This is a genomic window from uncultured Methanobrevibacter sp., from assembly GCF_946184425.1.
GTDB lineage: Archaea > Methanobacteriota > Methanobacteria > Methanobacteriales > Methanobacteriaceae > Methanocatella.
Genome location: NZ_CAMHFP010000022.1, coordinates 1 through 23787, shown reverse-complemented (window position 1 = coordinate 23787; position 23787 = coordinate 1). Strand labels below are relative to the sequence as shown.

The following is a 23787-nucleotide window of genomic DNA, read 5'->3' as shown; positions in this document are numbered from 1 at the left end:
ATAATCCAAAATATTATTGAATACATTAATAAATAAACTAAATTTATTTAAATATCATATAATATTTTTTCAAATTCCTTTTAAAAATATTTGATTAATATTATATATCTGAATAAAATTATAAAATACTTTGTAATTATAGATGAAAAAAAAAATAAATTTAAAAAAAGTATAAAAATTCCCCAAAACTATAATTGAGGAATTCTTTCATTTGTATTCGCTCTTGTCCATCCACCCATATTAGAGTAGAACCTGTTAATTTTAGATTGGGTTGCTTTATTTAAATTATATTTAAGTTTAACAATTAATCCTGAAGTATCATAATTATTGAAACAAGTTTTCACATAATTAACAGTTAACCAATTAGTAGGCATGCCATGACTGCCGTGATTATAATCTCCTGAAGGATTACCGACTAAAACCTTTTTACCGTCCGCACTAATATCTAAAATAGACACATAATGTCCCCAAGTATGGAATACCAAAGCACATCCTCCCGCTTTAAGAGCTTTCAAAGCTACATTAAATGTACTTTTATAATAATAAACACATTTCATATTAAATTTTTCCAAAGCCCTTTTCAAACCGCTAGTGCTTGAACCATCGTATGAATTGGTACCTGCATGAACACCCAAATGCCATTCATTAACATAGTTTCTTAAAACCTGGCTACACATACTGCAGGAAGTTGGACCGCAGGTATAACCAGTATCCTGCTCATCCCTAACTTCAGGATAAGTGTATGCCTTTCCTTTAAGATTTACGGAAACCTGCGCAGGCCAGTAATTATATTTATTTTTTAAAACAATGATAGTATTGATTGTTCTTTCAATTACATTCCATTTTTCACGAGAAATCATGTGAATATAATTTGGAGCAGTTTTAGTTTTAAAAAAGACATATTTAGTTAATTTCTTATTTAAGTATAAACAATAACTGTCCCTTTTAATAACTTCCAAATATTGTGCTTTTAAAAGAGTGTAACTGGCATCACCGTCACCCATCACATAACCTGCAGTCATGTAATCCAAATCAGGAACACCATTTTTTAATGGAACATAAGACAAGAACGGACTTCTTGCATTGCCTTTCACTCCAGTGACATTTTTTGAAGCTGATGCGCTAGCAATATCACTGGTTCCTTCAAAGGTTACAGTAACCGTATAAGTTTTTGTATCTAAATTTGGTTTAACTACAAGAATTCCTTCGGAATTTGTCTTTTTAGTGCATTTTCTATTTCCAACAGTTACTGTTAATGCCTTGCCGGAAATTGCTCCTGCATAACTGCTTTTCAAGTATATCTTCAAATATCCATTGGTGAGCAATTTATCATTTCCAATGATAATTGAAACTGTTTTAGGAACAGTGATCTTAAATGTTTTAGAAACAGACTTGTAGTCATTATTGCCATTAAATGAAGCTGAAACATAATATGTTCCAATATTTTTTGTAATTTTAAGACTTGCAACTCCATTTGCATTTGTAACTGCATTATATTTTACTTTATCAAATGTAAATGTAACATTCATATTTTTAAGTGCTTTATTATTTGAATCTTTAAGATAAATCTGGAAATATTTTCCCTTAATTACCATATTGCTGACAGCTGTAATTGTAGTATCTGATTTAACTGATTCATTTGAAACAGAAAGGTTATCATCATTCAGATTTTGATTAATTAAATCATTATCTGATTCTTTCAAAGCAGAATCATTAATTGAGGAAATTACCTCATTATCATTAGGACAATTTAATTCATTTGAATTTTCGTTTATGGCAATCGTATCGCTATCAAGATTTAATGACAAATCCATTGAATTAACATCACTAGCTGAAACAACTGCAATGTTAAATAAAACAAAAATTAAACAAATTAAAGCTAATTTTGTTTTTGAATACAAGTTATCACCGAAATTATTTAATTCCTAAAATTTTTGCGGCATTTTCATATAAAATCATGTTTTCCTCTTCAGGAGTCAAACCAATATTGTGGAAAAGTTCCATTTCACTTTCCGCTTCCCACATAGGATAATCAGTTCCCCACAAAACTTTATTGACTCCATATTTATAAATGAATTTTTTTGCATCCTGAGAAGATAATTCATATAAACTAGAACTCAAATCAACATAAAGATTAGGAGTTCCTGCAAGTTTTTCAGTCGCTTCTTCCCAAACACTCCAACCTGCAAAATGAGCACCAATAACAAGCATATCAGGAAATCTTTCAAGAAATGGTTTGAGTTGGTCAGGATTTGAATAATTATACCTGTAATCGCCGCAATGAATTAGAACAGGCACATTACCACCATTAATTACTTCACCTAACTTAAAAGCTTTTTCTTCATTTAAAGCAAATTGTTGAAAATCAGGATGGAGTTTAACTCCTTTAAGACCCAATTCAATTAAATGTTCAAAATCACCTTCAATATCATCACTGTCCGGATGAAGTGTTCCAAAACCAGTGAAAAGTTCAGGATTTTCTTTTACAACACTACTGATAAATTCATTAATTGATCTAACCTGTTTAGGAGTTGTTGCAACAGAATGAACCAAATAATGAACAACACCAACTTTGCTACCATCTTCAATGAGATTGTCAATTTTACCATTCAAGGACATGTCAAGATCATAAAAATCCCTAATTCCTTTAACTGCTTTTGAGGCAATTTTTTCGGGATAAATATGACAGTGAGCATTTATTACTTTTTGCATGTTTAGTTACCGCCTTACAAAAAAATTGATTTATGATAAAAATTAGTTTTTAATCATTTATAAAAATAATGTATAATCCTATTTGAATATACATCATTAAAAATACCAAAAAACATGAGAAAATAGGTTAATTTTGAATGTTTTTTAAATCTTTTAAAAAAAAATCTTTAAAAAAACTAATCATCAATATTATGAATTTAAAAAAAACATTGAAAAAGTTAAAAATGAAAAAATCACAAATCAGCCCATTAAACCCTATTCAAATCCAGTTAATGCATTTATTTTAAATTTTAATGAAACTTTTGTGATTTATCAATTATGTTAATAATAATTTACATTGACCTGTAAAAAATTCATGGAAAGATTAATTTTCAATTTCAAATGCATAAGTCATGGAATCAGCATTATTTACCAAATGATTTGCTATTTGGTAGGGGTATGCATCAAATTGATAAAAATCTTCCAGCACCAATATATGAAGTCAATGAAGTTTATTTTCTTGCTTTTCCTACACGGCGAGCAATAACCATTTCACCAACAGAAATTAGACCTGCAAAGAATTTTTCCAAACCTCCAGTAGCCCAAATAGCTTCACCGAAAGTTGCATCCATAATATTCGCTTCATATTCCTCTGCAGAAATCTTTTTACCAGTAGTCTTTTTGGAAACCAGTGCAGATGCTGACATCAATTCATCCCAGGTAACTCCTTTTAATTGATGTTGCATTGCCTCATATAACTTGAATACTTTGATATCATATAATTCAGACAATAACTCTACAATGTCACATGCTCTAACCATACCTATTACCTGATTGTCATCATTTACAACAGGTACTGTAACGAATTTATTGTTGGCAGTTAAAATTACTGCTTTTCTTGCAGGATCCATTTCATGAACAGTTGCAATCTCTTCATAATCACTCATGATTTCAGAAATCTTCTCATTTCCTTCCCTTAATCCCCTAGTAATGTCAAAGGAAGTTACCCATCCAACCAATTGCTTTTTGTCATTTACTACAGGACAGGTAAAACGTCTGATTTCCTCCATTATTTTTGAAACTTCAACAACATTATCATCACAGTTCAAATATACAAATTCTTTATCCATTAACTCTTTTGCTTTCATAAACAAAACCCCTATTTTTAATCTATTTCAATTCTATTTAATGCTCCCACAGGACAGTGACGAGTACATTCGACACATCTAATACATTTGTCATTGTCAAGAACAACTTCACCATCTATTAACTCAATAGCACCTGTCGGACAGTTCTCTTCACATAAATAACAGTTAACACATGCATCATGATTAATATCAATATTCCTACTATGGATTATAGGCCCGATATATCTATCAAGGTCAATTGCATTGTCATTTAATGAAATTTCAACACATGCTCCGCATCCAATGCACATTTTCTCATTAATATATGGATATAATTCATTTTCAATTAATTCAATATTTACATCCATATTTAAATCATCAAAAAACTCTTTAAATTCAAGAGTAAATGCATTTGTCGGACATAAATTAGCACAATCATCCCAATTATTATCAATTGAATAATCAATTGAAATATTATTCATCCTAACTACCCTATGAGGAGAACGGACATTGCTCAAACTGTATTCAATAACATCCCTTTCTTCCTCATTATCGTAAATAACTGAATTGTCAATTAATTTAATTGCTGAAATCGGACAGGTCTGTACACAAATTTCACATTTAACACATTTATCAGTTATTTTAGCTATTCTAAATATATTAGCTGGTTCGATTGCATTAACTGGACATGCTTTAACACAGGTATTACATCTTACGCATTTGGGTGCAACGGCGATAATCTCCTCCTGAGCACTGAAATCATCCAGCTCAAATTGGAAATCATCCCCATCATCATCTAACTCAACAGACTTCAAAAGAACTTCACGTTCCAAATTTTTCATCTGTTTTATAAACGATACTTTCATATTATTACCAACTAACTAATTTATTTTAATAATTTAAAAGAATTCCTCTAATTCTTTTGCAGTCGGAAACTTATCCATTCCAAAACCTTGAATAGCTCTGCTAGCTACCCAATTTCCTATTCTGCAAGATTTTTCAAGATTATATCCTTTTAAAAATGAATATAAAAATCCACTGTTAAAACTATCTCCCGCACCTGTAGTGTCAACAACATCGCATTCAAACGCTTCCACAAAACATTCTTCAGAATTATTTATTGCAAAAACACCTTTAGAACCTTGTTTTACAACTACAGTGTCAATTCCAAAATCTAAAAAACCTACGGTTAACTCTTTTAAATCATCATGATCATTATCACACAGCAACCTTAATTCAGCCTCATTAATAAGAAGAATATCAGTTCTTTCAAGAATTGGCTTTAACTCATCAAATCCTTTTTCAACATATAACATGCCCGGATCAAAACTTAAAAGAGTTTCTTTGCTGAGTTTTTCCAAAAGTTCTATTTGTGTTTTGAAAGAATCTCCGACAAATGAAGTGTAATGCATTATTTTACATCTCATGATATTCAATGGATTTATTTCACCTATCTTAATGTCATCATTGACACCAGGAGATATGTAAAGGCACCTTTCACCATCCTTATCAACAAAACCAATGCATTTTCCTGTAAATCCGCTTTCTGAATAAATCAAATTGTTTGTGAAAACACCATTAATAGCCAGATTATATTCAATCATATCTCCTTCATTATCTTCAGCTATTTTTCCGATGATTGATGTTGAACAACCCAATCTTGCCAAACCCACAATTGTGTTTGCTGCAGAACCCCCAGGTGTATCTGTTTCATCAGTTATGAAACTTTCTTCATCATGGGAAACTATTTTATCTACTGAATAGAGCCTATCAACATTTAAGGCTCCGAATCCTATTACTTCAGCATTAAGATCACTATCATATATTTCCATTTTAAAACCTTACTTTAAGATATCTAATAAATTTATATTCTTATCTCCAAGTTTTCCATCAAAATTACCTGCAGATATTCTAATTACACCATCAAATTCCAAAGCAGCGTCAATTCCTGCCTTAATGGCTTTGTTCATAGCTTCCTCATCAATTGCATTGACTACAATCTCAGGAATATAATTAACTCCTTCAGGAACTTTAGACTCCTCGCCTAAAGATTCCTTTAATGAAGGGCAATAAACATGATTTGTGGTAGGTCCAATTTCCGGGAAATTAGTTTCAGGTTTTGAAGCTGCAGAACAAATTTCAAATGGTGCAGTAGCTCCTTCAACTCCCATTATTGCATTTATTACTGCATCCCCTGCCTCAAGTACTGCTTCCTGAGTTGAACATAAATACCAGAAGTTTCCTCCCATAATTCCATCATTTATTTTAAATTTTTCTTCTATTTGAAAATCAGGAACTGCAATAGGAACGTTAATCATTTTTCTACCGTATTCCTCAACAATCCATTCATAACCATCACCGCAGTGGCCAACAATGTCCATCATTTCAATATATTCATCACTGTCTGAGTCTGAGTAATCAAATATGCGTGTAAACGGTTTGACCAGAACATCCTGTCTTAATCTGTAAGATAGTTCAAACGCAAATTTCTCGATATCATCACTGCCCAACCAATATTGTACAACAGCCCCATATCTTCCATCAGGAGTTTGATTTTTATCTAAAAATCCTTCAACTCCGCCTTCAACCCTCCCAATTACTGCACTTGGAGTAGAAGTTGAATCATAAGCTGCCCTTTTTACAATTTCTTCGGTAGGTCCTGTAATTAAAGCCCGTACATATTTACCTTCAAAAGCTTCGAAAAATGTATCTTCAACCTTATAATACTTCATTTTCATACACCTATACTTAACCTAATCCTCCAATATCCTGGCCTCGAATGCTATTTCTCATGTCTTTACTAACCTTCAGGATATCATCATAGTTATTTTCATCAATTATTTTTATCAAAGGATAATTTTCATTCTTAAAAACATCAAAAAATTTATTTTTTATTTCCAAATCTACATTATACTCATCAAATAAATCCAATAAACTACCCGAATTATTATAATCATCAATGAATTTTAAAACATTGCTTTTATCAGTACAACAATAAATATCGGCTATTACACAAGTTGCAACTGCACTTGGAGAAACAATAGCTATTTCAGCAACTTTCATAGGATACTCATTTCCATTAAATGAAATGCTAATCCCATTATTCTTCCTTGCAAAATCCAATGGCTCAACATCTGTGATGCTGTCTCCGATGTATAGTATCTCATTGACGTCAATTGCATCGCGCATTATTATCTCATCAATAGCAAGACGTTTACCTTCACCGCCAACAACATCTATTTTTTTGATTTCTTCATAAATCCCCATCTGAGGTATCTCATCAAAAAAAATCCTGTCAAACAATTCATAATCATTAGGATTTTCCAATATTTTTTCTTTGAAATCACTGATTATTTTAATTTCTTCATCATTTAGAGATAATGCATCTACATCTACTTTTGTATAAAATGTATTCTCAAACGGGAAATTCATATAATTTGAAAGTGCTTCAATATATTGACCATAACTTGTACTAATTATATACGTATTCATAGATTCCTTCAAGTATTTTAATAGGAATTTGGAATCTTTGACTGCATAAATATTATTTTGTGAAAAATCAATCAAATCAGAATTTTTAATATTTTCACAAACAAAGAAAGGAAGAATCAATTTTAAAGTATTGCCCGCTTTATAATTATCTTTTTTTACAACATCCACAAGATAATCATCATACAAACTAAGAATTTTAAATAATTCATCACCATTTTCGATGAAATGTGCTGATACTTCAAATGCATTATCATTTAAAGTTAATGGACCTTCACAATCTGTAATAAACGATTTTTCAAACATCACATCACCTGAAGTTAACAATCCTTATTGCATCAAGTGGACAAATTGATTCACAGTTTCTGCAGTAAATACATTTTTCACCATCAAAATCAATTTTATCATCATTTAATGTCAATGCACCTGTAGGACAGTTTTTAGCACAAATTGCACATGCCTGACATTTAGTGCTTGATAGTGACAAATCACCAATTCTTTGATAATGCAGGTAAGACCGTGCATAATACAAATCAGTGTCTTTACTGTAGAAATAATCATCATAAGCACCGATTGCATCAAATTTACACTGTTCCACACATTTACCACAGTATATACAATTATCATTAATTTTTATTGGATTTGGACCGTTGAGTTCGATTGCCCCAACAGGACATACATTAAAACAATCTCCACACGCTATACATTTATTGTCATATACTTCAATATTCCTATCCATCAAATAAGAACCAAAGAGTTTTGAGAATTTATCTATTTCTATACTTGAATCAAGACTTATCTTAAGCTCCCTTTCCATCATGTCATTTACTTTGCATTCAATGAAATTTTCAAATTTCTGGTCATTGAATTCCAAGGCAATTGATTTTCCCACTTTTTCCAGCACCTTATTCAAACTTATTAAATCCAATGACAATCTTTTCATATCATAATCAATAATACTTGATACAATATCGAATGATTTAATCTCACTATACATCTTATAAGCTTTTTTACGTGAGGAATACTTGATTGCAGTAGAAGGACATGAATGCATACATTCTTCACATCTGGCACAGTATCCAGGATTAATATACGGCAATTTGTTAGTTCTAGCAACATTAATTGCACCCATTGACGGACATACCCGAGTACATGTCATACAACCGATACATTTATCCTGATTGACAACAATTGCCTTACCTCCCTTAACGGTTTTAGGAAGTAACTGACCATACTTAATTGCATCAGTAGGACATACTCTGAAACAATATCCGCAACGGATACATGTATCCTTATCAATTTCACTGTGAGGTTCCTGTTTTCCGTCAGCGACAATATGGATAGAACCGTTTTTGCATGCCTGAACGCAAGCTCCACATGCCTTACATAATTTTACATTGATGTTTGGAACATTTTCCTTTAAAGGAGGATCCATTTTAACATCTAGAGAAATTGCATCAAACGGACAGGCATTACGGCACAATACACAACCAAAACATGTACTTTTTAATTTTACAAGACCGTCATCATCATCCATATAAATCGCATCAATTGGACATGACTTGAGACATGGTTTATCTTTGCATTTGGCGCATTTTGTTTGATCAACCAAATAATCAACGTCAACATGCCTTAATGGTCTCGGTGTTTTTGTATAACTATCAATCATAACACTCACTCCATAACAATATTCTCATTCAAATTAGATGCCTTTACAGTAGTATGAATAATTTCATCGTCTTCGAGGGAGAATTTGGCGATGAAATATTTTATTACTGAAAATGGACAAGTTTGGTAACAAATACTACAACGTAAACATTTGTATTTATCCCTTGCAATTGTATCTTTATCCTCATCGAAAGTGATACATCCTGTAGGACATTCAGGAACACAAAGTTGACATTTTTCACATTTTGATTCATCCCAATCAATAATTCTGATTTTGAGTCTGTTTACGGCATTTGTGATAATTTCCAATGACACCTCTTCATCAGGAATAATTTTTAATGCCTTTTCCCATATTTCGGAAAGTGGAACTTCATACTGCAAAAGACCATCCTGCTCCAAAGACCTCAAATCCTCTTCTTTATTGTTTATGTAATCTTCAAGATAGTTCACAGTCAAAAGAATCAAGTCTTTTTGGTCTTGTAAATTTTCAACAAATACTCCTTTCATAGCTCCGTTTACCGGACATACTTCCAAACATTCCCCACAGGAGATGCATTTAAGTTGATTTACATGAAGTTTGTCATTTACAACTTCAATTGCATCTACAGGGCATTTTTTCATACATTTTTTACATTTAATACATAAATAATCATCAACAATATATTGCCTTTTTGATGGAATAATATTGAATTCCGGCAATATCAAATGATTTAAACCACATTCCAATGTTTTTGGATCTGTCGGACAAACTTCAGCACAAAAACCACAACGGATACATGCTCCAGGATTAATGACAGGATAAGTTAATCCTTCACCCTCCTCGGTGTCTTTTTCCCTTACAATCTTTATTGCATTCGGAGAAGGACAAGACACAGTACATGCACCGCACCCAATACAATATTCTTTGTTAACTTTTGGGAAATCTCTGAAACGTTCAGGTTTTTCCACAATTTCATGTTCTGTTTTTGCATTGGTAAATGCGTCAGCCCATGCTTTTCTTGCAAAATCATAAATATACCACATTAAAGATGACATCCTATATCACCTTATCCCATTTTTTAATTGTGGTTTTACCCGCATCATTAGTAATGGCCACTCTTTCAGCACATGCAACACACGGATCGCTTGTAGCATAAGTTGCAACCGCATCAGCAACTGTAGGAACATCACGAATCATATATTTTGCGCAGGAATCCATATTAGCAATACTTGGAGTTCTGATTGAAATATTTTTAATTAAGTTACCGTTAGTTTCAATCATATATGTAACTTCTCCACGAGGAGCTTCATTTTTACGCATTGCATAACCTGATTTCAAATCAACAGGAGTACGAATTTCACCATCAGGTATGTTTTCAATAGCTTGTCTAACCAGACTGATTGATTCTGGAATTTCATCAAATCTAGTTAAAGTTCTTGCGTAATTGTCTCCTTCTTTTCTTCTGATGACTTTAAAATCAAAATGATCATCATAAGTATAGTGACCTTTTCTATAATCTTCTTTTACACCAGAAGCTCTTCCGATAGGACCTACCGCCCTTCCCTTAATTGCTTCTTTTTTAGACATGTATCCTATTCCTTTACATCTCAAAGCAAGTGCTGGACCCTCTGCAAACAATGCACGAGTTCTTTCAAATCCTTCTTCAATTTTTTTAAGATTTTCCAAAATTGGCTTGAAATGACGTTCATCAGCATCCATACGAACACCGCCAACTACGTTCCAACCCATATTGACTCTGTTTCCAGTTAACAATTCAATTGAATCCATTGCATACTCTCTCAATTCCAAAACATGCATAAACAATGTTTCATGATCCATTGATTTGAAAAATGTAGAATTTCCAAGCAAATGACTTTGAATTCTATCTAATTCATTTGTGATAACTCTTAAAAATTGAGCCCTAAGCGGAACATCAACATCAGAAATCTGTTCTATTGTTTCTGCAAAAGTCTGAGTATGTTCATATGAACAGATACCACATACACGTTCTGAAAGATAAATTCCTTTCTGCCAAGTTTGTCCTTCAATAATCTTTTCAATACCTCTGTGAACATAACCATATTCAATTTCTGCCTTAACTACCCTTTCCCCTTCAGTTTGAAGTTTGAGTCTGATAGGTTCCTTTAAAGCAGGATGAATTGGACCAATAGGCACTATCATTCTTGTTCCCTCCCACGATCAGCAATAGCCTGAGGACCAACTGTCAAAATAGCTTCTAATATTTCACTAGGCCTAGGCGGACAACCAGGAATAGCTGCCGCAACCGGAATGAAATCAGAAGCAGGAGCATGCACATGACCTCCTTCCTGATTGAATACATCACCAGATTGAGGACAGTTTCCTACCGCTACTGCAATTTTTGGTTCAGGAGCTTTATCATATACTCTCTTTAAATTAGTGACCCACTGTTCGGTAACAGCTCCAGTCAATAATAAAACATCAGCTTCACGAGGATTGTTGTGAACATAAATACCATATTGCTCTAAGTCGTATCTTGGAGATAATAATGCAACACATTCAACATCGCATCCATTACATCCACCACAATTTACGATACAGACATGAATTGAGCTTTTTCTCACAGCATCCTTAATCGCATTTAACATTGTACTCCCTCTTTTATTTTAATAATATAAATAAACATTAACTTTCAGCTTCTTTTTTTAATAATTGGAATAATTCTAATTTACCCTCTTTAACGGCATCTTCATAAGATTTACCGTTTTTAATTTCCTTTACTAATTTCATTTTAAGATTCTTACCATCCTGTCTCGGAATCAATTCCAGAGTATCAATAAACCAGCATAGTTTCAAGTCAGCATTTAATTTCTGATATAAACATATGTCTTCAGCAGATTCAAATGTAGCATGCAATGCTTCAAGAGATGATAAATCCAATAAATCAAAGAATACCTTTTCCAGTTCATCAGCAGTACAGTCAAAGTCTTTTGAAAAAGGAATAATAATATCTCTTTGCCAGGCATAACTTTTAATTATTCTTTTTTGCATTAATTCTAATTTAGCATCATCATCCATGTTATCACATCATGCTGTCAATTTCAATAAAACATATAATCCTATCGCCAAAATTAAACCCAAAGCAGTTTCTTTTCTACCGTATCCCGGTCTTTCTCCCATTATCAAACCTCCGAGGAGAAATCCTATTGCCTGCAAAATAACATTGCCTGCATTAAATGCCAAACACCATCCTATAATTGAAACTGCTGCTGAAGGCATGTCAAATTCATTAACAGCAACATACGGCTCCCCATGCTTTTTATAACTGTAAAGCAATCCGAGGATGGAACCAACAGCAAATGCAAGTATATAAATCATATAATCTAACATAATATCTCCTACATTGGTTTATAAAGCAATATGAATGAACAAATTATTGCTATAAATGTTATAACAAAACATAACTTCTCTATACTTTCTATTTTATGTGAAAAATTACCTTTTGAAAGCAATACGAATATTGCTAAGATAATTCCTATAATCACTATTGGAGCAAGAGTAGTCGAGTGCAAAAATGTTGCTAAAAGACCAACAACTATTATACCAATAGCAACTAATGATGTCAAATAAACTATCACATCTTCACTGTTCATGCTACCACTCCTGTAAATATCATTAAGATTGTTCCAAAGAAGCAAATTGCCCCTATTGTAATTTGAGCCATAACAGAATGATTAGGACTTAAAATTGGTGTTGTAGCATTAATAAATCCTGTAATAAATGTGATTACAATCATTCCAATGAGATATCCTACAGCATTTAACGGACCGAAGAATATTGTTAAAAATACCCAAAGCATCACATACCATGCAACAGATTCTGAAAATAACATGAATCCTCTTAAAAACCCGAAGTGTTCAGTTTCAAATCCAGAAATCAATGCCTTATCCTTTGTAATTGCGAACGGAGAGTATGGGGATTTGGTAATAATTAACATGAAAAACATTAAAGCAGCAAGTGGAATTGAAAAGATTAAAGGACCGTGGACTGACTGGTAAGTAATAATTTGGCCGATATTCATTGTTCCTGTCACCAGATAAACAAATACAATAGCTGCAAATAACGGAAGTTCAGTTGCCGCTGAAAGTACAGCCCTTACACAACTTAATTTACCGTATGGAGATCCTGAACTGGATCCCGAATTGTGTTCAACAATTTTATAAACTGCATAAACACCAAACAGTATTAACAAAGAATCATGTGCCACAGGACCTGCAATAACACCCACAATCCAAACTAAAGCCAAAATAAATACAATACCTATGTAAAATACTTTAGATACAGTTTTCGGAATTGCAGTTTCTTTAAAGAAAAATTTCAAAGAGTGTATCAGATGCTGGACTATAGGTGGTCCCGGACGTTTTTGAACACGGGCCATGACTTTTCTATGCAATCCTAAAAGCAAACTTCCCGCTAGAAATGCAATAATAACTTGAATTAATATTTCTGCCATCAAATTCATGATATCACCCTAATATCCAGTAAATGGCTCTTTCACCCTTTCTTCAACATCTTCAGGTTTTGGTTTAGCCATTGTCAATAAACCTAAAGATAAAATCCATAATGGAATACCAAATATAGCTACTGTGTAAACAATCCAAGCTTGGAAGTCTATAACTAGACAGGCAAGAATAGCTATTGTTGATAATACCAGTAATAATATACAAATACTTTTTTGACTATCCATACTCACCACTTACCACAATACCAATAACAATATTTCGACAGCTCTTACAATAATAAACAATGAACTTAAGTGAATGATTACTATAAACGGAGAACCAGCAGTCCGAAACATCTCTGCCTTACTTGCGAAAAATGGTGCAACTCCACTTTCACCCAAAATACCTATCAGCATCAGTATTGCACCGAATACAACCATCGGACTTGCAGGCATTTGAGACAATACTGCAAGAGATAAAGTGCCTGTGGATGCCAATATAATTGATGCACCACCGAATAAAGGCAAACTGCACATCATAGCAATCAAACCGTAATTGAATGCTGAATTCAGTACAGTAGTCTGTTTTACAGCTGATACAATACCAATATTTAAAATACCAACCAAAGCCATGAATAATGTGAAGTTAAATAAATCTCCAGTAATCATTGCTCCTGCAGATGCAATACCGCAGATAATAGATAAAAATCTTCTTTGTTTAAATTCTTTCGGACCTACTTTTACTTCAGTATTATTTAATTTATGCATAGTGGCTTCAATTTGAGTTTCAGGTTTACTTAATGCAATCAATACAGTAAATCCAAGTAAAACTGCAAAAAGGAACAAGTTAAATGGTGTAATATATAATACTATATCTCCAAGTGGAATTGTTCCAAGTAAATTTCCGCCAAGTGTAACAAAATCCATTACCATCACCTACTCCTTATCAATATCCTCTCTCATAAGCAGACCTATTAAGCCTACTTTGGAAGCTACTTTTAATAATAAACCACATGCTGCAAGGAATAAACTTAATAACCAGTATTGAGGTGCTACAAAGAATAATAAAAATCCTATTATCCACAGACACCATGCTATACCGGAAACTCCAGCTATACCATCCAATATTAAAACCGGAAGCCCCCTTGCTTTTTTAGACAATGCATATAAAACAATTCCACCACCAGCTACTGCCCCTCCAGTAAAACCAGTCAAGAATATTCCATAACCAATTAAAACCAAAGCAATGAAATTAGGTGCTGTGGTCATTATTTCCATGTTTAAGGAAAATGGCTGAGGGAATATTGAAGAAGATTTGGATAAGTTTCTTCTTGGATCTTGTTCTATCTTACGCATTTCACGAGTAATTAAAATTTCAGAAATCGCCAAAGTTTCAGCCAATTCTACAACCAGCCCCGGTAAGATTAAAGCTTCTGCAAGGTCTGTTCCAACGGCAGATACAACAAATATCATAGCAAGTCCCACCAAATCAGTAAGGATAAGAATATGAATCTCTTCCCTTTTCATTGCTATGGCCATTGTTCCAATGAATCCTACAATCAAACCTGCATAAATAGCCGGCAGATACATTGTTAAAAATGCTTCAGGAACGTATGGAGGTATCATAACCATCAGTTATCCCTCCTCAATTGTTTTGATCTGGCTTTAACATCATTCGCTTTTACTTCATTAGCAACTTGAGTAGAGTCATTAATAGCTTTTTTAACATCTGCCTTAATCTCTTTTTCATCATTTTTGCGGTTCATGGTATAATTAATGGAAAGCCATGAAGCAATGATGAATGACATCATCAAAATGCTGGATTCCAAAATTGTATCGAAACCTCTTGTATAATACAAAATTTCATCTACAAGTCCACCGGGAGATGAATAAATTGATGTTCCGAAGTACGGAGATACTGATGATATCCATTGTGCCAAAGGAGACATGTATCCTGTAATCATACCTAATTCAGCAGCATTTTCAGGATATTGAGGGTTAATAATACCAGGTGCTTTTAAAACTTCACCACCCCTATCATAAGGAGCAATAGCCAAACCTTCATCCACCTGAACCTGTGGAGCCGGCCTAGTATATAATTGATCTGGATTTAACGCCATAGGTACAATAAGACCGACGATTAAAATTATACCCAAACTGAATGCAAAAAGACGAGGAATATTTTTTGGGTCTGCTAATTTATTCCATAAAACTCCAAGTCTCATACTTCTGCCCCCATCTCTTCTAAGCGAATAATTGCTCTAAATAAGATTAATGTAATAATAACAGTTGTTGCAAGTAAAGTCAACAATGCCAAAACATGGTTGTAACATAATAAAACCATACAAACACCAATTGATGCAACTTCAGTGTTGAATGTCCTTACAATCGGGTCTTTTACTCCTGGACCCCATGCAGTGGCTAAACTTCCCACAATTGCCAAGAAAATACCAAAGTAAAAGAAAATCTGAACATCAATCATCTAACTCACCACTTTTTACCTTGTTTTTTCTGATTTCATTGATTTTGACAATAGCTAAAATGAATACTAATGTTGATAGCGGATCTGTTAAAGCTGCAAACATTGCAACATCCAGATATTTGAATGCTACTATGACCAAAACAAATCCTGCATCCAGGATGGAGAACATTATAACTTTATCCAATGGTTTTTTGAGAAATATTATTCCAAAAGCACCAATTACCATCAAAGCTATTGCAATTATTGATACAATCTCCATTTTAATGCCTCACTCCAATAGTACCTCATCATCTAGCTTTTTTAATGTATATGCAATTGCATTAGCACTAATTGTAGAACATATGAAAAATGCTGCTGCAACCACAAGAGCAAATGGAGTGTTGATTACAAGCGCAATAATTGCAGAAACTCCAAAACCAATAACATTCAAATAGAGTAATCTTTCTGCCCTATTTTGTGTTATCAAAGCTCTTAATGCTACAAAAATAACTATGATTCCTATAATTTCAACATACATCTAATCACTCCTCGGCATGCCTATTGAACTTTTGAGCTATCTTTCCTAAAAATACAGATGCCCTGACCTGATCAATTCCCTGAACGGTTAATATTGCAATAACCATTCCCACAATAAACATTTCCGGAGTAAAACCAACAAAAGAACAAATAAATACTATAATTGTTGCAGTTAAACATCCAACAGTTCCAGCATATCCCGGATCAGCACATAATCTGTTTCCAATAAATACCAAAAATGCCGCTATAATCCCCCCAGGAATTCCTAAAAGTAAAAATCCTATTGAAGCCAGCAGTGTACCTGCGGATGCATCCGGAGAGCACAAAATATTTCCTTGGAAAAATCCTCCTGCAATATCTCCACCTCTTCTTTTAACGTCTTCCCCAACAATTCTGGCCCCTCTAACACCAGGCTGTTCTGGAAGTCCGAAATAGGTATCGACAATAACAAAATTTAGCCAACATAGAATAGCAGCAATTATAATTCCAATTACCTCATTCATTGTATATCCTCTCCACCATCTTCATCTAAAGGCTTTGGAAATACAAAATCAAATAAATATTTCACAAATAATGCAGATAAAATGCCTATAATAGCAGCCAATACAATTCCATTATAAATAAAAGTATAGTTTAAAATTAAAAATATTGAAAAAATACCAATAGCTATTATTGGAGTCGGATATAATGCACTTACATCAAAAGAATACCTATATGGTTTGCTAGGCAATAATGGAAGTCTTAAAACTAATGCAACTATGACAGAAACTAAAATAGCCACAATATAAGCTATTAAAACATCCAATGGACCTAGTGTAATATGGCTAAGCCCGAAAATGTTGCCGTATGAAGCAAAAAATATGGTATTATACACCAAATCAAACATATTATTAGACTCCTCTTAAATAATAAATATACATATAAAAATATATAAATATTGTTACTTAAAAATAATAGATAACGGCCCAAATATTATTTAAATTAACAATTTGACATTTAATTTTGAATAAAAACTATAATATCTAATTTAAATTAAAAAATATTTATGAACAATCTACCAATAAGTCAACAATGGAATATAAAATAATCATTGCTAAAAATATTGGATTAAAACATGAAAACAACATATTGAGCTAAAATATAGCGCATAAAGAAAATACGCCATTGCAAAATGTTATTAATAATTTAAAGAACTTTGATGACATTTTAAAAGAAAAAATAAGTTGAGGATTAAAATATGGATAGGAATGTAAAAAATTTTAATACAAGACTTAGAACAGTAAAAATCAGAGAGCTAATTTTAGGCATATTCCTAGCATTTATGTTCGCAATAGGATTAAGCATCATATTTCCAACAATTGAAAGCAATGATGAGTTATTCATGATTATATGGACATTATCAATATTATTATTCTTTGTTTGGTGCTCGAAAGGAACAAATGGATTGAACGACAATATTGAAGAAATATTTCAAAAAGAAAATAGAAACGAAATACTGTATGTATTTATAATAAATATATCGTTTGCTTACATATTTTTATTTTCTATTGTTTTAATGGATATGCTTCTTGGAATGGGCGATCCCACATGGACAAGCATGATTGATATTGATTCTGTAAGCTTGGAACCTACAGCATTTCTGTTTAGTGCTATAACATCAATATTTTTTGCACCTGTAATCGAAGAGCTGATATTCAGAGGAGTTCTATTCAATAGAATGAAAATAAAAATTGGAATAGTGCCTGCAATGTTGCTGTCATCATTATTATTTGCAGTCGGCCATGATTTCGGAGGAATAATGAGTGCGTTCCTATTCGGATTATGCATGTGTATTCTATACCTAAAAACAGACAATATTCTAATTCCAATGGCAGTTCATTTCATAAACAATGCAGTTGCAACATTAATCGATTTGACTCCCTTTGACTCAATAATAACCTCATTTCCATGGCTATTTTTACTGGGAATAATTGTGTTAATAGCTACAATATTAATTATCAGATATATTATAGTTGAGACAAGAATTTTAAATCAAAAAAATTAAAAAAAGTTATTTAGTGGAATCCGCATCCACTACATGTTTCACATTTTTCCTCTTCTAAAGGATTATACTGTTTATCCTCCTGAAGAGTTGCTGAGATGAAATACTGATCGAATTCATCCTTATTTTTTAGAACCGGAGAAAGGCCTTTGAAATCACATTTGATATCACCGGTTCCACCAATATCCACTAAAATTGGTTCACCTAATTTAAATCTTTTGAAATATGATTCGACTTCATTAATCAAGTCTCCAGGAACTCTGAAGTTAAAAGATAAAACATTATTTTCTTTCATTTTAAGACCGACATATTTTTGGTCAATTTCATAATTTAAACCTAACTGTTTTTTAAAGATTATGTTAGTACCAATATCTGCAGATGACATATACTCACCTTCATTAAAATTTTTTAATTTATATTTAGAATTAAATTCTTTTAATATATAAACCTTCATTATTTTTTGAAAAAATATAAAAATATCGAGATTTATCATGATTCTTAACAAGGTTTATATAATTTCAAATTCAAAATTTATAATATGTTATAATATTATATTATAATACTTGAAAAAATCAATTTGAAAAATAGGTGTAAAATATGAATGAATACAACAAAGATATTGGAAATAGAATTAGAGAAATGAGAGAACTTTCAGACTTTACTACTGAAGAAATTGCGAAAGACTTGAATATTAAAGAAGAAACTTATATCCAATATGAAAATGCTGAAGTAGACATTCCAGCTAGTTTCTTATATGAACTTGCACATATTTTTAAAGTTGATTTAGGATTACTATTAACAGGTGAAGAAAGCAGAATGAGCATATTTGACATAACTCGTGCAGACAAGGGTGTTTCAGTTGACAGAAGAAAAGAATATACTCACCAAAACCTATGTTCTAATTTCATTCATAAAAAAGCTGAAACATTTCTCGTGATAGTTGACCCTGAGAAAAACCCAGTACCTTCACTAAACTCACACCCAGGACAGGAATTCAACTATGTCCTTGAAGGATCCTTAAAAATTTATATTCACAATAACGAAATCGTGTTAAATGAAGGAGATTCTATCTTTTTCGATTCAACACACAGACACGCAATGGTTGCACTTAACGATAAACCCGCTAAATTCTTAGCCGTAATCATATAATATTTTTAGGAGTAATTTGTATGACCTCAGTAATTGAAGATTTTGTAGAAAGAGTTGACTTTAACTCTTATGAAGACTTTTATAAAAATTTTAAGCTTAAATATAATGACGATTATAATTTTGGATTTGATGTTGTAGACAAATATGCGGAAATTGATCCGGATAAAATAGCTTTAATCTGGGTAAATGACCATGATGAAGAGCATGTGTTCACATTCAAGGAAATGAAGGAATATTCAAACAGAGCTGCAAACTTATTCAAAAGTTTAGGAATTAAAAAAGGAGATTGTGTAATGCTTACACTTAAAAACAGATATGAATGGTGGTTCTGTATGGTTGCATTACATAAAATCGGAGCTATACCGATTCCTGGAACACACATGCTGAAGTTACATGATATTGACTTCAGATTAAAGGAAGCTAATGTGAAACTGGTAGTATCCATTGAAGAGGATACCTTGTTGCCGGATTACGAAGAAGCTGAAAAACAGCTTGATTATGAATTAAAAAAAGTAGTTATAGAAACCGAAAGAGACGGCTGGATTAATTTCAACGAAGCAATAAAAGAAGAAAGCCCAATATTTGAAAGACCTACCGGTGAAGACAAAACCTGGGCAGAAGAGATTTTTTTAATATACTTCACATCAGGAACCAGCGGACTTCCAAAAATGGTTTCACACAAACATACCTATTCTTTAGGCCACATCCCTACCGCAAAATATTGGCATAATGTTGTGGAAGATGGAATTCACCATTCCGCAGCAGATACCGGTTGGGGAAAAGCTGTATGGGGAAACCTTTATGGCCAATGGATTGCAGGAACTGCAATATTCATTTACGATTACGACAGATTCAATGGAATTAAATTACTTGAAAATGTAATCAAATATAAAGTTAATACATTCTGTGCACCACCAACTGTGTACAGATTCCTGATTAAAGAAAATATCCAAGGATATGACTTTTCAAATATGACCTATGTAACCACTGCAGGCGAACCTCTGCCTCCTGAAGTTTCAGACAGATTCTATGACATTTCAGGTTTGAGAATTAAAGAAGGATTCGGTCAGACTGAAACCACATTATCCATAGGCACATTCATATGGCTGGATGCTAAAGTCGGTTCCATCGGTAAGCCTTCCCCATTATTTGATTTGAGATTACTTGATGAAAATCATGAAAGAGTGGAAATTGGAGATGAAGGGGAACTCTGTTTCAAACTAGAAGATGGACCTAATCCAGGATTATTCAAAGATTACGTGAACGATGAAGAAAAATACAAAAAGCAAATCCACCACGGATATTATCATTGCGGAGATACTGCATGGGTTGATGAAGACGGATATGTTCACTTTGTCGGAAGAAATGACGACATTATCAAATCTTCAGGTTACCGTATTGGACCTTATGAAGTAGAAAGTGCAGTATTATCTCACGAAGCAGTTTCAAACTGCGCAATTACCGCTTATCCTGATGAAGTGAGAGGTCAAATTGTAAAAGCAACCATAATATTACAGCCTGGCTTCGAGCCATCAGATGAACTTACAAAAGACATACAAAATCATGTTAAAAGAGTTACAGCTCCTTATAAATACCCAAGAATGATTGAATATGTGGATGAAATCCCTGAAACCATTAGTGGAAAAATAAGAAGAGTTGAAATTAGAGAAAATGACAATAATTAAATTCAGATGATATAAATGACAGAAGAGATATCTTATCCCGTTATAAATAAAGAGATTTGTAAAGGATGTATGAGATGCATTGTCGGATGTCCTCAGAATGCAATATTACTATCACAAGACATGAACAACGCAGGATACCAATTTGCATACTACAGTGGGAATGGATGTACCGGATGTAAAGACTGTTACTTTACCTGTCCGGAACCATTAGCACTGGAAGTACATCAAATAAAAAATATTGTTAACGATTCAGTTGCTAAAATGATTAAAGCAAAAGTAGCTAATCAAGGGGGAAACTAAATGAGTAATCAAATGGTTAAAGGAAATACCGCAGTTGTCATTGGTGCAATGTATGCTGGTTGTGATTGTTTCTTTGGATACCCAATTACTCCGGCAAGTGAAATTTTACATGAAGCATCAAAATATTTCCCGATGGTTGGAAGAAACTTTGTTCAAGCTGAAAGTGAAGAGGCATCAATCAATATGGTTTATGGTGCATCCGGAACAGGTCACAGAGTTATGACTTCATCTTCAGGTCCGGGAATCAGTTTAATGCAGGAAGGATTTACATTTCTTGCAGGTGCGGAATTACCTGCAGTTATTGTTGATATTATGAGAGCAGGGCCGGGACTTGGAAATATCGGACCTGAACAGGGAGACTATAACCAGATAGTTCATGGAGGAGGTCACGGAAACTACAAAAACATAGTTTTAGCTCCAAATAGCGTTCAGGAAATGTGTGATTTGACCATGAAAGCATTTGAACTTGCAGACAAATGGAGAAATCCGGTAGTTGTTCTGGCTGACGGTACTTTAGGTCAAATGGCTGAACCATTAGTATTTCCCGAAAAGGCAATTGAACCTAAAAATGACAAGTCATGGGCCGTTAAAGGAAACAAGGAAACTATGGACAATCTCATTACTTCAATTTTCAATGATTTCAATGATTTGGAAGATTTCAACTTCAAGCTTCAGGAAAAATATGCAAAAATTGATGCTGAAGAAGTCCTTGTTGATGAATATATGGTTGATGACGCTGAAATCGTTTTGGTTTCATTCGGTATCAGCAGCCGTATCGCAAGGTCAGCTGTTGATAAAAGTCGTGCAAAAGGCCTTAAAGTCGGACTTTTAAGACCAATTACATTAAACCCATTCCCAATTGATAGAATCAAAGAACTGGCTGACAAAGGTGTTGAGTTTATTTCAGTTGAAATGAGCAACGGTCAATTATTAAGAGATGTTCAATTTGCAGCACTCAGAAGAGAAGGAACCCACCTTGTAAACAGAATGGGAGGTAATCTGATAGAACTTAAACATGTGCTTGCAAAAATTTATGAAATAGCAGGACTTGATGAAGAGATAGACACTTCAAAAAGAAGTGATGAAAAGGCTAGTCCAAATATTATAGATTAAGGATGTGGAAAGATGAGTGAAGAAATTAATAAAGATTATGAAGAGCAGATACGTAGAAATCCACAATCCCTATTGGAAGAATATCCTAGAAAAGGAACCAATATTCAATCTACCCACTACTGTGCAGGATGTGGACACGGTATTTTACATAAATTAATTGCTGAATGTATGGATGAACTTGGAATCCAGGAAAGATGCGTAATGATTTCACCTGTAGGATGTTCTGTATACGCTTACTTTTACTTTAACTGCGGAAACTTCCAAACAGCACACGGAAGAGCACCTGCAGTAGCTACAGGTATTTCAAGAGCTGAAGATAATGCAATTGTTATGAGTTATCAGGGAGATGGAGACTTAGCTTCCATCGGTTTAAATGAAACTTTGCAGGCTGCAAACAGAGGAGAAAAAATTGCAGTGTTCTTTGTTAACAATACCGTTTACGGTATGACCGGTGGACAGATGGCGCCTACCACATTAATTGGTGAAAAAACAGTCACATGTCAGACAGGAAGAGATCCGGATTATGCAGGACACCCTACACACATGTGCGAGTTAATCAATACTTTAAAAGCACCTGTATTTATTGAAAGAGTATCACTTGCAAATCCTTTAAAAATCAGGCTTGCAAAATATGCAATCAAACAGGCGCTGACCGTTCAAAAAGAAGGAAAAGGATATTCATTTGTTGAAGTATTATCCCCTTGCCCTACTAACTTAAAACAGGACGTCAAAAAGGCTCAGGAATTTATTGAAAATCAAATGGAAAAAGAATTCCCTGTTAAAAACTTCAGAAACAATTTATATACCAAAGAACCTATTCAAAGACCTGCAAGTGATTTTTCAACCGAATCACTGGATAAAATATTTAACGTCAACAGGGCCGAAGGTGCAGGTTATGTCGATGATGAAATTGAACCTGTAAGCATCAAGGTTTCCGGATTTGGTGGTCAGGGAGTATTAAGTGCAGGACTTACAATAGCTCAGGCTGCCTGTGCAGAAGGAAAACATGTATCATGGTATCCTAGCTACGGACCGGAACAGAGAGGCGGAAAATCAAATTGTTCTG

At 33.3% G+C, this 23787-nt stretch carries 31 protein-coding genes; 6 read left to right on the top strand and 25 right to left on the bottom strand.

Features of this window, described 5'->3' with window-relative positions:
- Positions 1–188: 188 nt before the first annotated feature.
- The 24 genes from Q0P94_RS06215 to Q0P94_RS06100 all read right to left on the bottom strand — a co-directional run bounded on the left by Q0P94_RS06215 (position 189) and on the right by Q0P94_RS06100 (position 17319).
- A complete protein-coding gene (locus Q0P94_RS06215) occupies positions 189–1901 on the bottom strand; it encodes a cysteine peptidase family C39 domain-containing protein (protein WP_295114821.1) in 1713 nt (570 codons plus the stop codon).
- Between the two features lie 13 nt (positions 1902–1914).
- Complete coding sequence (locus Q0P94_RS06210) at positions 1915–2712, bottom strand: amidohydrolase family protein (RefSeq protein ID WP_295114819.1); 798 nt, start codon at positions 2710–2712, stop codon at positions 1915–1917.
- Positions 2713–3203: 491 nt separating this feature from the next.
- Positions 3204–3839: an HPP family protein gene (locus Q0P94_RS06205; RefSeq protein ID WP_295114817.1), complete on the bottom strand. Its 636-nt coding sequence runs from the start codon at positions 3837–3839 to the stop codon at positions 3204–3206.
- A gap of 17 nt (positions 3840–3856) precedes the next feature.
- Entirely contained in the window at positions 3857–4684 is an 828-nt protein-coding gene (locus Q0P94_RS06200; protein WP_295114815.1) for a 4Fe-4S binding protein, read from the bottom strand.
- Between the two features lie 33 nt (positions 4685–4717).
- Positions 4718–5650, bottom strand: a complete 933-nt coding sequence (locus Q0P94_RS06195; RefSeq protein WP_295114813.1) for a carbohydrate kinase family protein — start codon at positions 5648–5650, stop codon at positions 4718–4720.
- A 9-nt stretch (positions 5651–5659) separates the two neighbouring features.
- Complete coding sequence (locus Q0P94_RS06190; RefSeq protein WP_295114811.1) at positions 5660–6550, bottom strand: formylmethanofuran--tetrahydromethanopterin N-formyltransferase; 891 nt, start codon at positions 6548–6550, stop codon at positions 5660–5662.
- A gap of 16 nt (positions 6551–6566) precedes the next feature.
- Positions 6567–7613 (bottom strand): hypothetical protein, encoded by a 1047-nt coding sequence (locus tag Q0P94_RS06185; RefSeq protein ID WP_295114809.1) that lies wholly within the window; start codon positions 7611–7613, stop codon positions 6567–6569.
- A 4-nt stretch (positions 7614–7617) separates the two neighbouring features.
- On the bottom strand, positions 7618–8976 hold the full coding sequence (locus Q0P94_RS06180; RefSeq protein ID WP_295114806.1) for a 4Fe-4S binding protein: 1359 nt from the start codon (positions 8974–8976) through the stop codon (positions 7618–7620).
- Between the two features lie 5 nt (positions 8977–8981).
- Complete coding sequence (locus Q0P94_RS06175) at positions 8982–10010, bottom strand: 4Fe-4S binding protein (RefSeq protein ID WP_295114804.1); 1029 nt, start codon at positions 10008–10010, stop codon at positions 8982–8984.
- Between the two features lies 1 nt (position 10011).
- Positions 10012–11136: a nickel-dependent hydrogenase large subunit gene (locus tag Q0P94_RS06170; protein WP_295114802.1), complete on the bottom strand. Its 1125-nt coding sequence runs from the start codon at positions 11134–11136 to the stop codon at positions 10012–10014.
- A complete protein-coding gene (locus Q0P94_RS06165) occupies positions 11133–11582 on the bottom strand; it encodes an NADH-quinone oxidoreductase subunit B family protein (RefSeq protein ID WP_295114801.1) in 450 nt (149 codons plus the stop codon). The genes Q0P94_RS06170 and Q0P94_RS06165 overlap by 4 nt, the downstream gene beginning before the upstream one ends.
- Before the next feature lie 37 nt (positions 11583–11619).
- On the bottom strand, positions 11620–12012 hold the full coding sequence (locus Q0P94_RS06160) for a DUF1959 family protein (RefSeq protein ID WP_295114800.1): 393 nt from the start codon (positions 12010–12012) through the stop codon (positions 11620–11622).
- 9 nt (positions 12013–12021) lie between these two features.
- Positions 12022–12324, bottom strand: a complete 303-nt coding sequence (locus tag Q0P94_RS06155; RefSeq protein WP_295114799.1) for an energy-converting hydrogenase subunit EhaL family protein — start codon at positions 12322–12324, stop codon at positions 12022–12024.
- An 8-nt stretch (positions 12325–12332) separates the two neighbouring features.
- Positions 12333–12587 (bottom strand): hypothetical protein, encoded by a 255-nt coding sequence (locus Q0P94_RS06150; protein ID WP_295114798.1) that lies wholly within the window; start codon positions 12585–12587, stop codon positions 12333–12335.
- Entirely contained in the window at positions 12584–13456 is an 873-nt protein-coding gene (locus Q0P94_RS06145) for a respiratory chain complex I subunit 1 family protein (RefSeq protein WP_295114797.1), read from the bottom strand. The genes Q0P94_RS06150 and Q0P94_RS06145 overlap by 4 nt, the downstream gene beginning before the upstream one ends.
- 9 nt (positions 13457–13465) lie before the next feature.
- Complete coding sequence (locus tag Q0P94_RS06140; protein WP_295114795.1) at positions 13466–13681, bottom strand: DUF788 domain-containing protein; 216 nt, start codon at positions 13679–13681, stop codon at positions 13466–13468.
- A 9-nt stretch (positions 13682–13690) separates the two neighbouring features.
- Positions 13691–14362, bottom strand: a complete 672-nt coding sequence (locus tag Q0P94_RS06135; RefSeq protein ID WP_295114793.1) for a hypothetical protein — start codon at positions 14360–14362, stop codon at positions 13691–13693.
- 9 nt (positions 14363–14371) lie between these two features.
- Positions 14372–15067: an EhaG family protein gene (locus Q0P94_RS06130; RefSeq protein ID WP_295114791.1), complete on the bottom strand. Its 696-nt coding sequence runs from the start codon at positions 15065–15067 to the stop codon at positions 14372–14374.
- A complete protein-coding gene (locus Q0P94_RS06125; protein WP_295114789.1) occupies positions 15067–15660 on the bottom strand; it encodes an EhaF family protein in 594 nt (197 codons plus the stop codon). Before Q0P94_RS06125 ends, Q0P94_RS06130 begins: the two co-directional genes overlap by 1 nt.
- Positions 15657–15917: a DUF2107 family protein gene (locus Q0P94_RS06120; RefSeq protein ID WP_295114788.1), complete on the bottom strand. Its 261-nt coding sequence runs from the start codon at positions 15915–15917 to the stop codon at positions 15657–15659. Before Q0P94_RS06120 ends, Q0P94_RS06125 begins: the two co-directional genes overlap by 4 nt.
- Positions 15910–16176: an EhaD family protein gene (locus Q0P94_RS06115; RefSeq protein ID WP_295114786.1), complete on the bottom strand. Its 267-nt coding sequence runs from the start codon at positions 16174–16176 to the stop codon at positions 15910–15912. The genes Q0P94_RS06120 and Q0P94_RS06115 overlap by 8 nt, the downstream gene beginning before the upstream one ends.
- Positions 16177–16185: 9 nt before the next feature.
- Positions 16186–16434, bottom strand: a complete 249-nt coding sequence (locus tag Q0P94_RS06110) for a DUF2109 domain-containing protein (protein WP_295114784.1) — start codon at positions 16432–16434, stop codon at positions 16186–16188.
- Positions 16435–16438: 4 nt separating this feature from the next.
- Positions 16439–16936: a hypothetical protein gene (locus tag Q0P94_RS06105; protein ID WP_295114782.1), complete on the bottom strand. Its 498-nt coding sequence runs from the start codon at positions 16934–16936 to the stop codon at positions 16439–16441.
- A complete protein-coding gene (locus Q0P94_RS06100) occupies positions 16933–17319 on the bottom strand; it encodes an energy-converting hydrogenase A subunit A EhaA (RefSeq protein ID WP_295114780.1) in 387 nt (128 codons plus the stop codon). Before Q0P94_RS06100 ends, Q0P94_RS06105 begins: the two co-directional genes overlap by 4 nt.
- 351 nt (positions 17320–17670) lie before the next feature.
- Here Q0P94_RS06100 and Q0P94_RS06095 point away from each other — a divergent pair, with 351 nt between their 5' ends.
- Entirely contained in the window at positions 17671–18477 is an 807-nt protein-coding gene (locus Q0P94_RS06095) for a CPBP family intramembrane glutamic endopeptidase (protein WP_295114778.1), read from the top strand.
- Positions 18478–18487: 10 nt separating this feature from the next.
- Here the strand turns inward: Q0P94_RS06095 and Q0P94_RS06090 are convergent, their stop codons facing one another.
- The gene (locus Q0P94_RS06090) at positions 18488–18859 is read right to left on the bottom strand and encodes a hypothetical protein (RefSeq protein ID WP_295114776.1); all 372 of its coding nucleotides are present in this window, start codon (positions 18857–18859) and stop codon (positions 18488–18490) included.
- A 212-nt stretch (positions 18860–19071) separates the two neighbouring features.
- Here Q0P94_RS06090 and Q0P94_RS06085 point away from each other — a divergent pair, with 212 nt between their 5' ends.
- The 5 genes from Q0P94_RS06085 to Q0P94_RS06065 form a co-directional block, all read left to right on the top strand.
- The gene (locus tag Q0P94_RS06085) at positions 19072–19623 is read left to right on the top strand and encodes a helix-turn-helix domain-containing protein (RefSeq protein WP_295114774.1); all 552 of its coding nucleotides are present in this window, start codon (positions 19072–19074) and stop codon (positions 19621–19623) included.
- Positions 19624–19643: 20 nt separating this feature from the next.
- Complete coding sequence (locus tag Q0P94_RS06080; protein WP_295114772.1) at positions 19644–21308, top strand: AMP-binding protein; 1665 nt, start codon at positions 19644–19646, stop codon at positions 21306–21308.
- A 15-nt stretch (positions 21309–21323) separates the two neighbouring features.
- Complete coding sequence (locus tag Q0P94_RS06075) at positions 21324–21608, top strand: 4Fe-4S dicluster domain-containing protein (RefSeq protein ID WP_295114770.1); 285 nt, start codon at positions 21324–21326, stop codon at positions 21606–21608.
- A complete protein-coding gene (locus tag Q0P94_RS06070; protein WP_295114768.1) occupies positions 21609–22721 on the top strand; it encodes a 3-methyl-2-oxobutanoate dehydrogenase subunit VorB in 1113 nt (370 codons plus the stop codon).
- A 12-nt stretch (positions 22722–22733) separates the two neighbouring features.
- On the top strand, positions 22734–23787 hold a 1054-nt coding region (locus Q0P94_RS06065), incomplete at its 3' end, for a thiamine pyrophosphate-dependent enzyme (protein WP_295114767.1).

Excerpts from the sequence above, each read along its gene's own strand:
- Q0P94_RS06185 (WP_295114809.1), bottom strand. The coding sequence starts at position 7,613 with ATGTTTGAAAAATCGTTTATTACAGATTGTGAAGGTCCATTAACTTTA.
- Q0P94_RS06130 (WP_295114791.1), bottom strand. The coding sequence starts at position 15,067 with ATGGTTATGATACCTCCATACGTTCCTGAAGCATTTTTAACAATGTAT.
- Q0P94_RS06205 (WP_295114817.1), bottom strand. The coding sequence starts at position 3,839 with ATGAAAGCAAAAGAGTTAATGGATAAAGAATTTGTATATTTGAACTGT.
- Q0P94_RS06175 (WP_295114804.1), bottom strand. The coding sequence starts at position 10,010 with ATGTCATCTTTAATGTGGTATATTTATGATTTTGCAAGAAAAGCATGG.
- Q0P94_RS06120 (WP_295114788.1), bottom strand. The coding sequence starts at position 15,917 with ATGATTGATGTTCAGATTTTCTTTTACTTTGGTATTTTCTTGGCAATT.
- Q0P94_RS06155 (WP_295114799.1), bottom strand. The coding sequence starts at position 12,324 with ATGTTAGATTATATGATTTATATACTTGCATTTGCTGTTGGTTCCATC.
- Q0P94_RS06105 (WP_295114782.1), bottom strand. The coding sequence starts at position 16,936 with ATGAATGAGGTAATTGGAATTATAATTGCTGCTATTCTATGTTGGCTA.
- Q0P94_RS06145 (WP_295114797.1), bottom strand. The coding sequence starts at position 13,456 with ATGAATTTGATGGCAGAAATATTAATTCAAGTTATTATTGCATTTCTA.
- Q0P94_RS06095 (WP_295114778.1), top strand. The coding sequence starts at position 17,671 with ATGGATAGGAATGTAAAAAATTTTAATACAAGACTTAGAACAGTAAAA.
- Q0P94_RS06075 (WP_295114770.1), top strand. The coding sequence starts at position 21,324 with ATGACAGAAGAGATATCTTATCCCGTTATAAATAAAGAGATTTGTAAA.
- Q0P94_RS06070 (WP_295114768.1), top strand. The coding sequence starts at position 21,609 with ATGAGTAATCAAATGGTTAAAGGAAATACCGCAGTTGTCATTGGTGCA.
- Q0P94_RS06140 (WP_295114795.1), bottom strand. The coding sequence starts at position 13,681 with ATGGATAGTCAAAAAAGTATTTGTATATTATTACTGGTATTATCAACA.
- Q0P94_RS06170 (WP_295114802.1), bottom strand. The coding sequence starts at position 11,136 with ATGATAGTGCCTATTGGTCCAATTCATCCTGCTTTAAAGGAACCTATC.
- Q0P94_RS06190 (WP_295114811.1), bottom strand. The coding sequence starts at position 6,550 with ATGAAGTATTATAAGGTTGAAGATACATTTTTCGAAGCTTTTGAAGGT.
- Q0P94_RS06080 (WP_295114772.1), top strand. The coding sequence starts at position 19,644 with ATGACCTCAGTAATTGAAGATTTTGTAGAAAGAGTTGACTTTAACTCT.
- Q0P94_RS06085 (WP_295114774.1), top strand. The coding sequence starts at position 19,072 with ATGAATGAATACAACAAAGATATTGGAAATAGAATTAGAGAAATGAGA.
- Q0P94_RS06125 (WP_295114789.1), bottom strand. The coding sequence starts at position 15,660 with ATGAGACTTGGAGTTTTATGGAATAAATTAGCAGACCCAAAAAATATT.
- Q0P94_RS06165 (WP_295114801.1), bottom strand. The coding sequence starts at position 11,582 with ATGTTAAATGCGATTAAGGATGCTGTGAGAAAAAGCTCAATTCATGTC.
- Q0P94_RS06150 (WP_295114798.1), bottom strand. The coding sequence starts at position 12,587 with ATGAACAGTGAAGATGTGATAGTTTATTTGACATCATTAGTTGCTATT.
- Q0P94_RS06160 (WP_295114800.1), bottom strand. The coding sequence starts at position 12,012 with ATGGATGATGATGCTAAATTAGAATTAATGCAAAAAAGAATAATTAAA.
- Q0P94_RS06110 (WP_295114784.1), bottom strand. The coding sequence starts at position 16,434 with ATGTATGTTGAAATTATAGGAATCATAGTTATTTTTGTAGCATTAAGA.
- Q0P94_RS06210 (WP_295114819.1), bottom strand. The coding sequence starts at position 2,712 with ATGCAAAAAGTAATAAATGCTCACTGTCATATTTATCCCGAAAAAATT.
- Q0P94_RS06200 (WP_295114815.1), bottom strand. The coding sequence starts at position 4,684 with ATGAAAGTATCGTTTATAAAACAGATGAAAAATTTGGAACGTGAAGTT.
- Q0P94_RS06115 (WP_295114786.1), bottom strand. The coding sequence starts at position 16,176 with ATGGAGATTGTATCAATAATTGCAATAGCTTTGATGGTAATTGGTGCT.
- Q0P94_RS06180 (WP_295114806.1), bottom strand. The coding sequence starts at position 8,976 with ATGATTGATAGTTATACAAAAACACCGAGACCATTAAGGCATGTTGAC.
- Q0P94_RS06135 (WP_295114793.1), bottom strand. The coding sequence starts at position 14,362 with ATGGATTTTGTTACACTTGGCGGAAATTTACTTGGAACAATTCCACTT.
- Q0P94_RS06100 (WP_295114780.1), bottom strand. The coding sequence starts at position 17,319 with ATGTTTGATTTGGTGTATAATACCATATTTTTTGCTTCATACGGCAAC.
- Q0P94_RS06090 (WP_295114776.1), bottom strand. The coding sequence starts at position 18,859 with ATGTCATCTGCAGATATTGGTACTAACATAATCTTTAAAAAACAGTTA.
- Q0P94_RS06195 (WP_295114813.1), bottom strand. The coding sequence starts at position 5,650 with ATGGAAATATATGATAGTGATCTTAATGCTGAAGTAATAGGATTCGGA.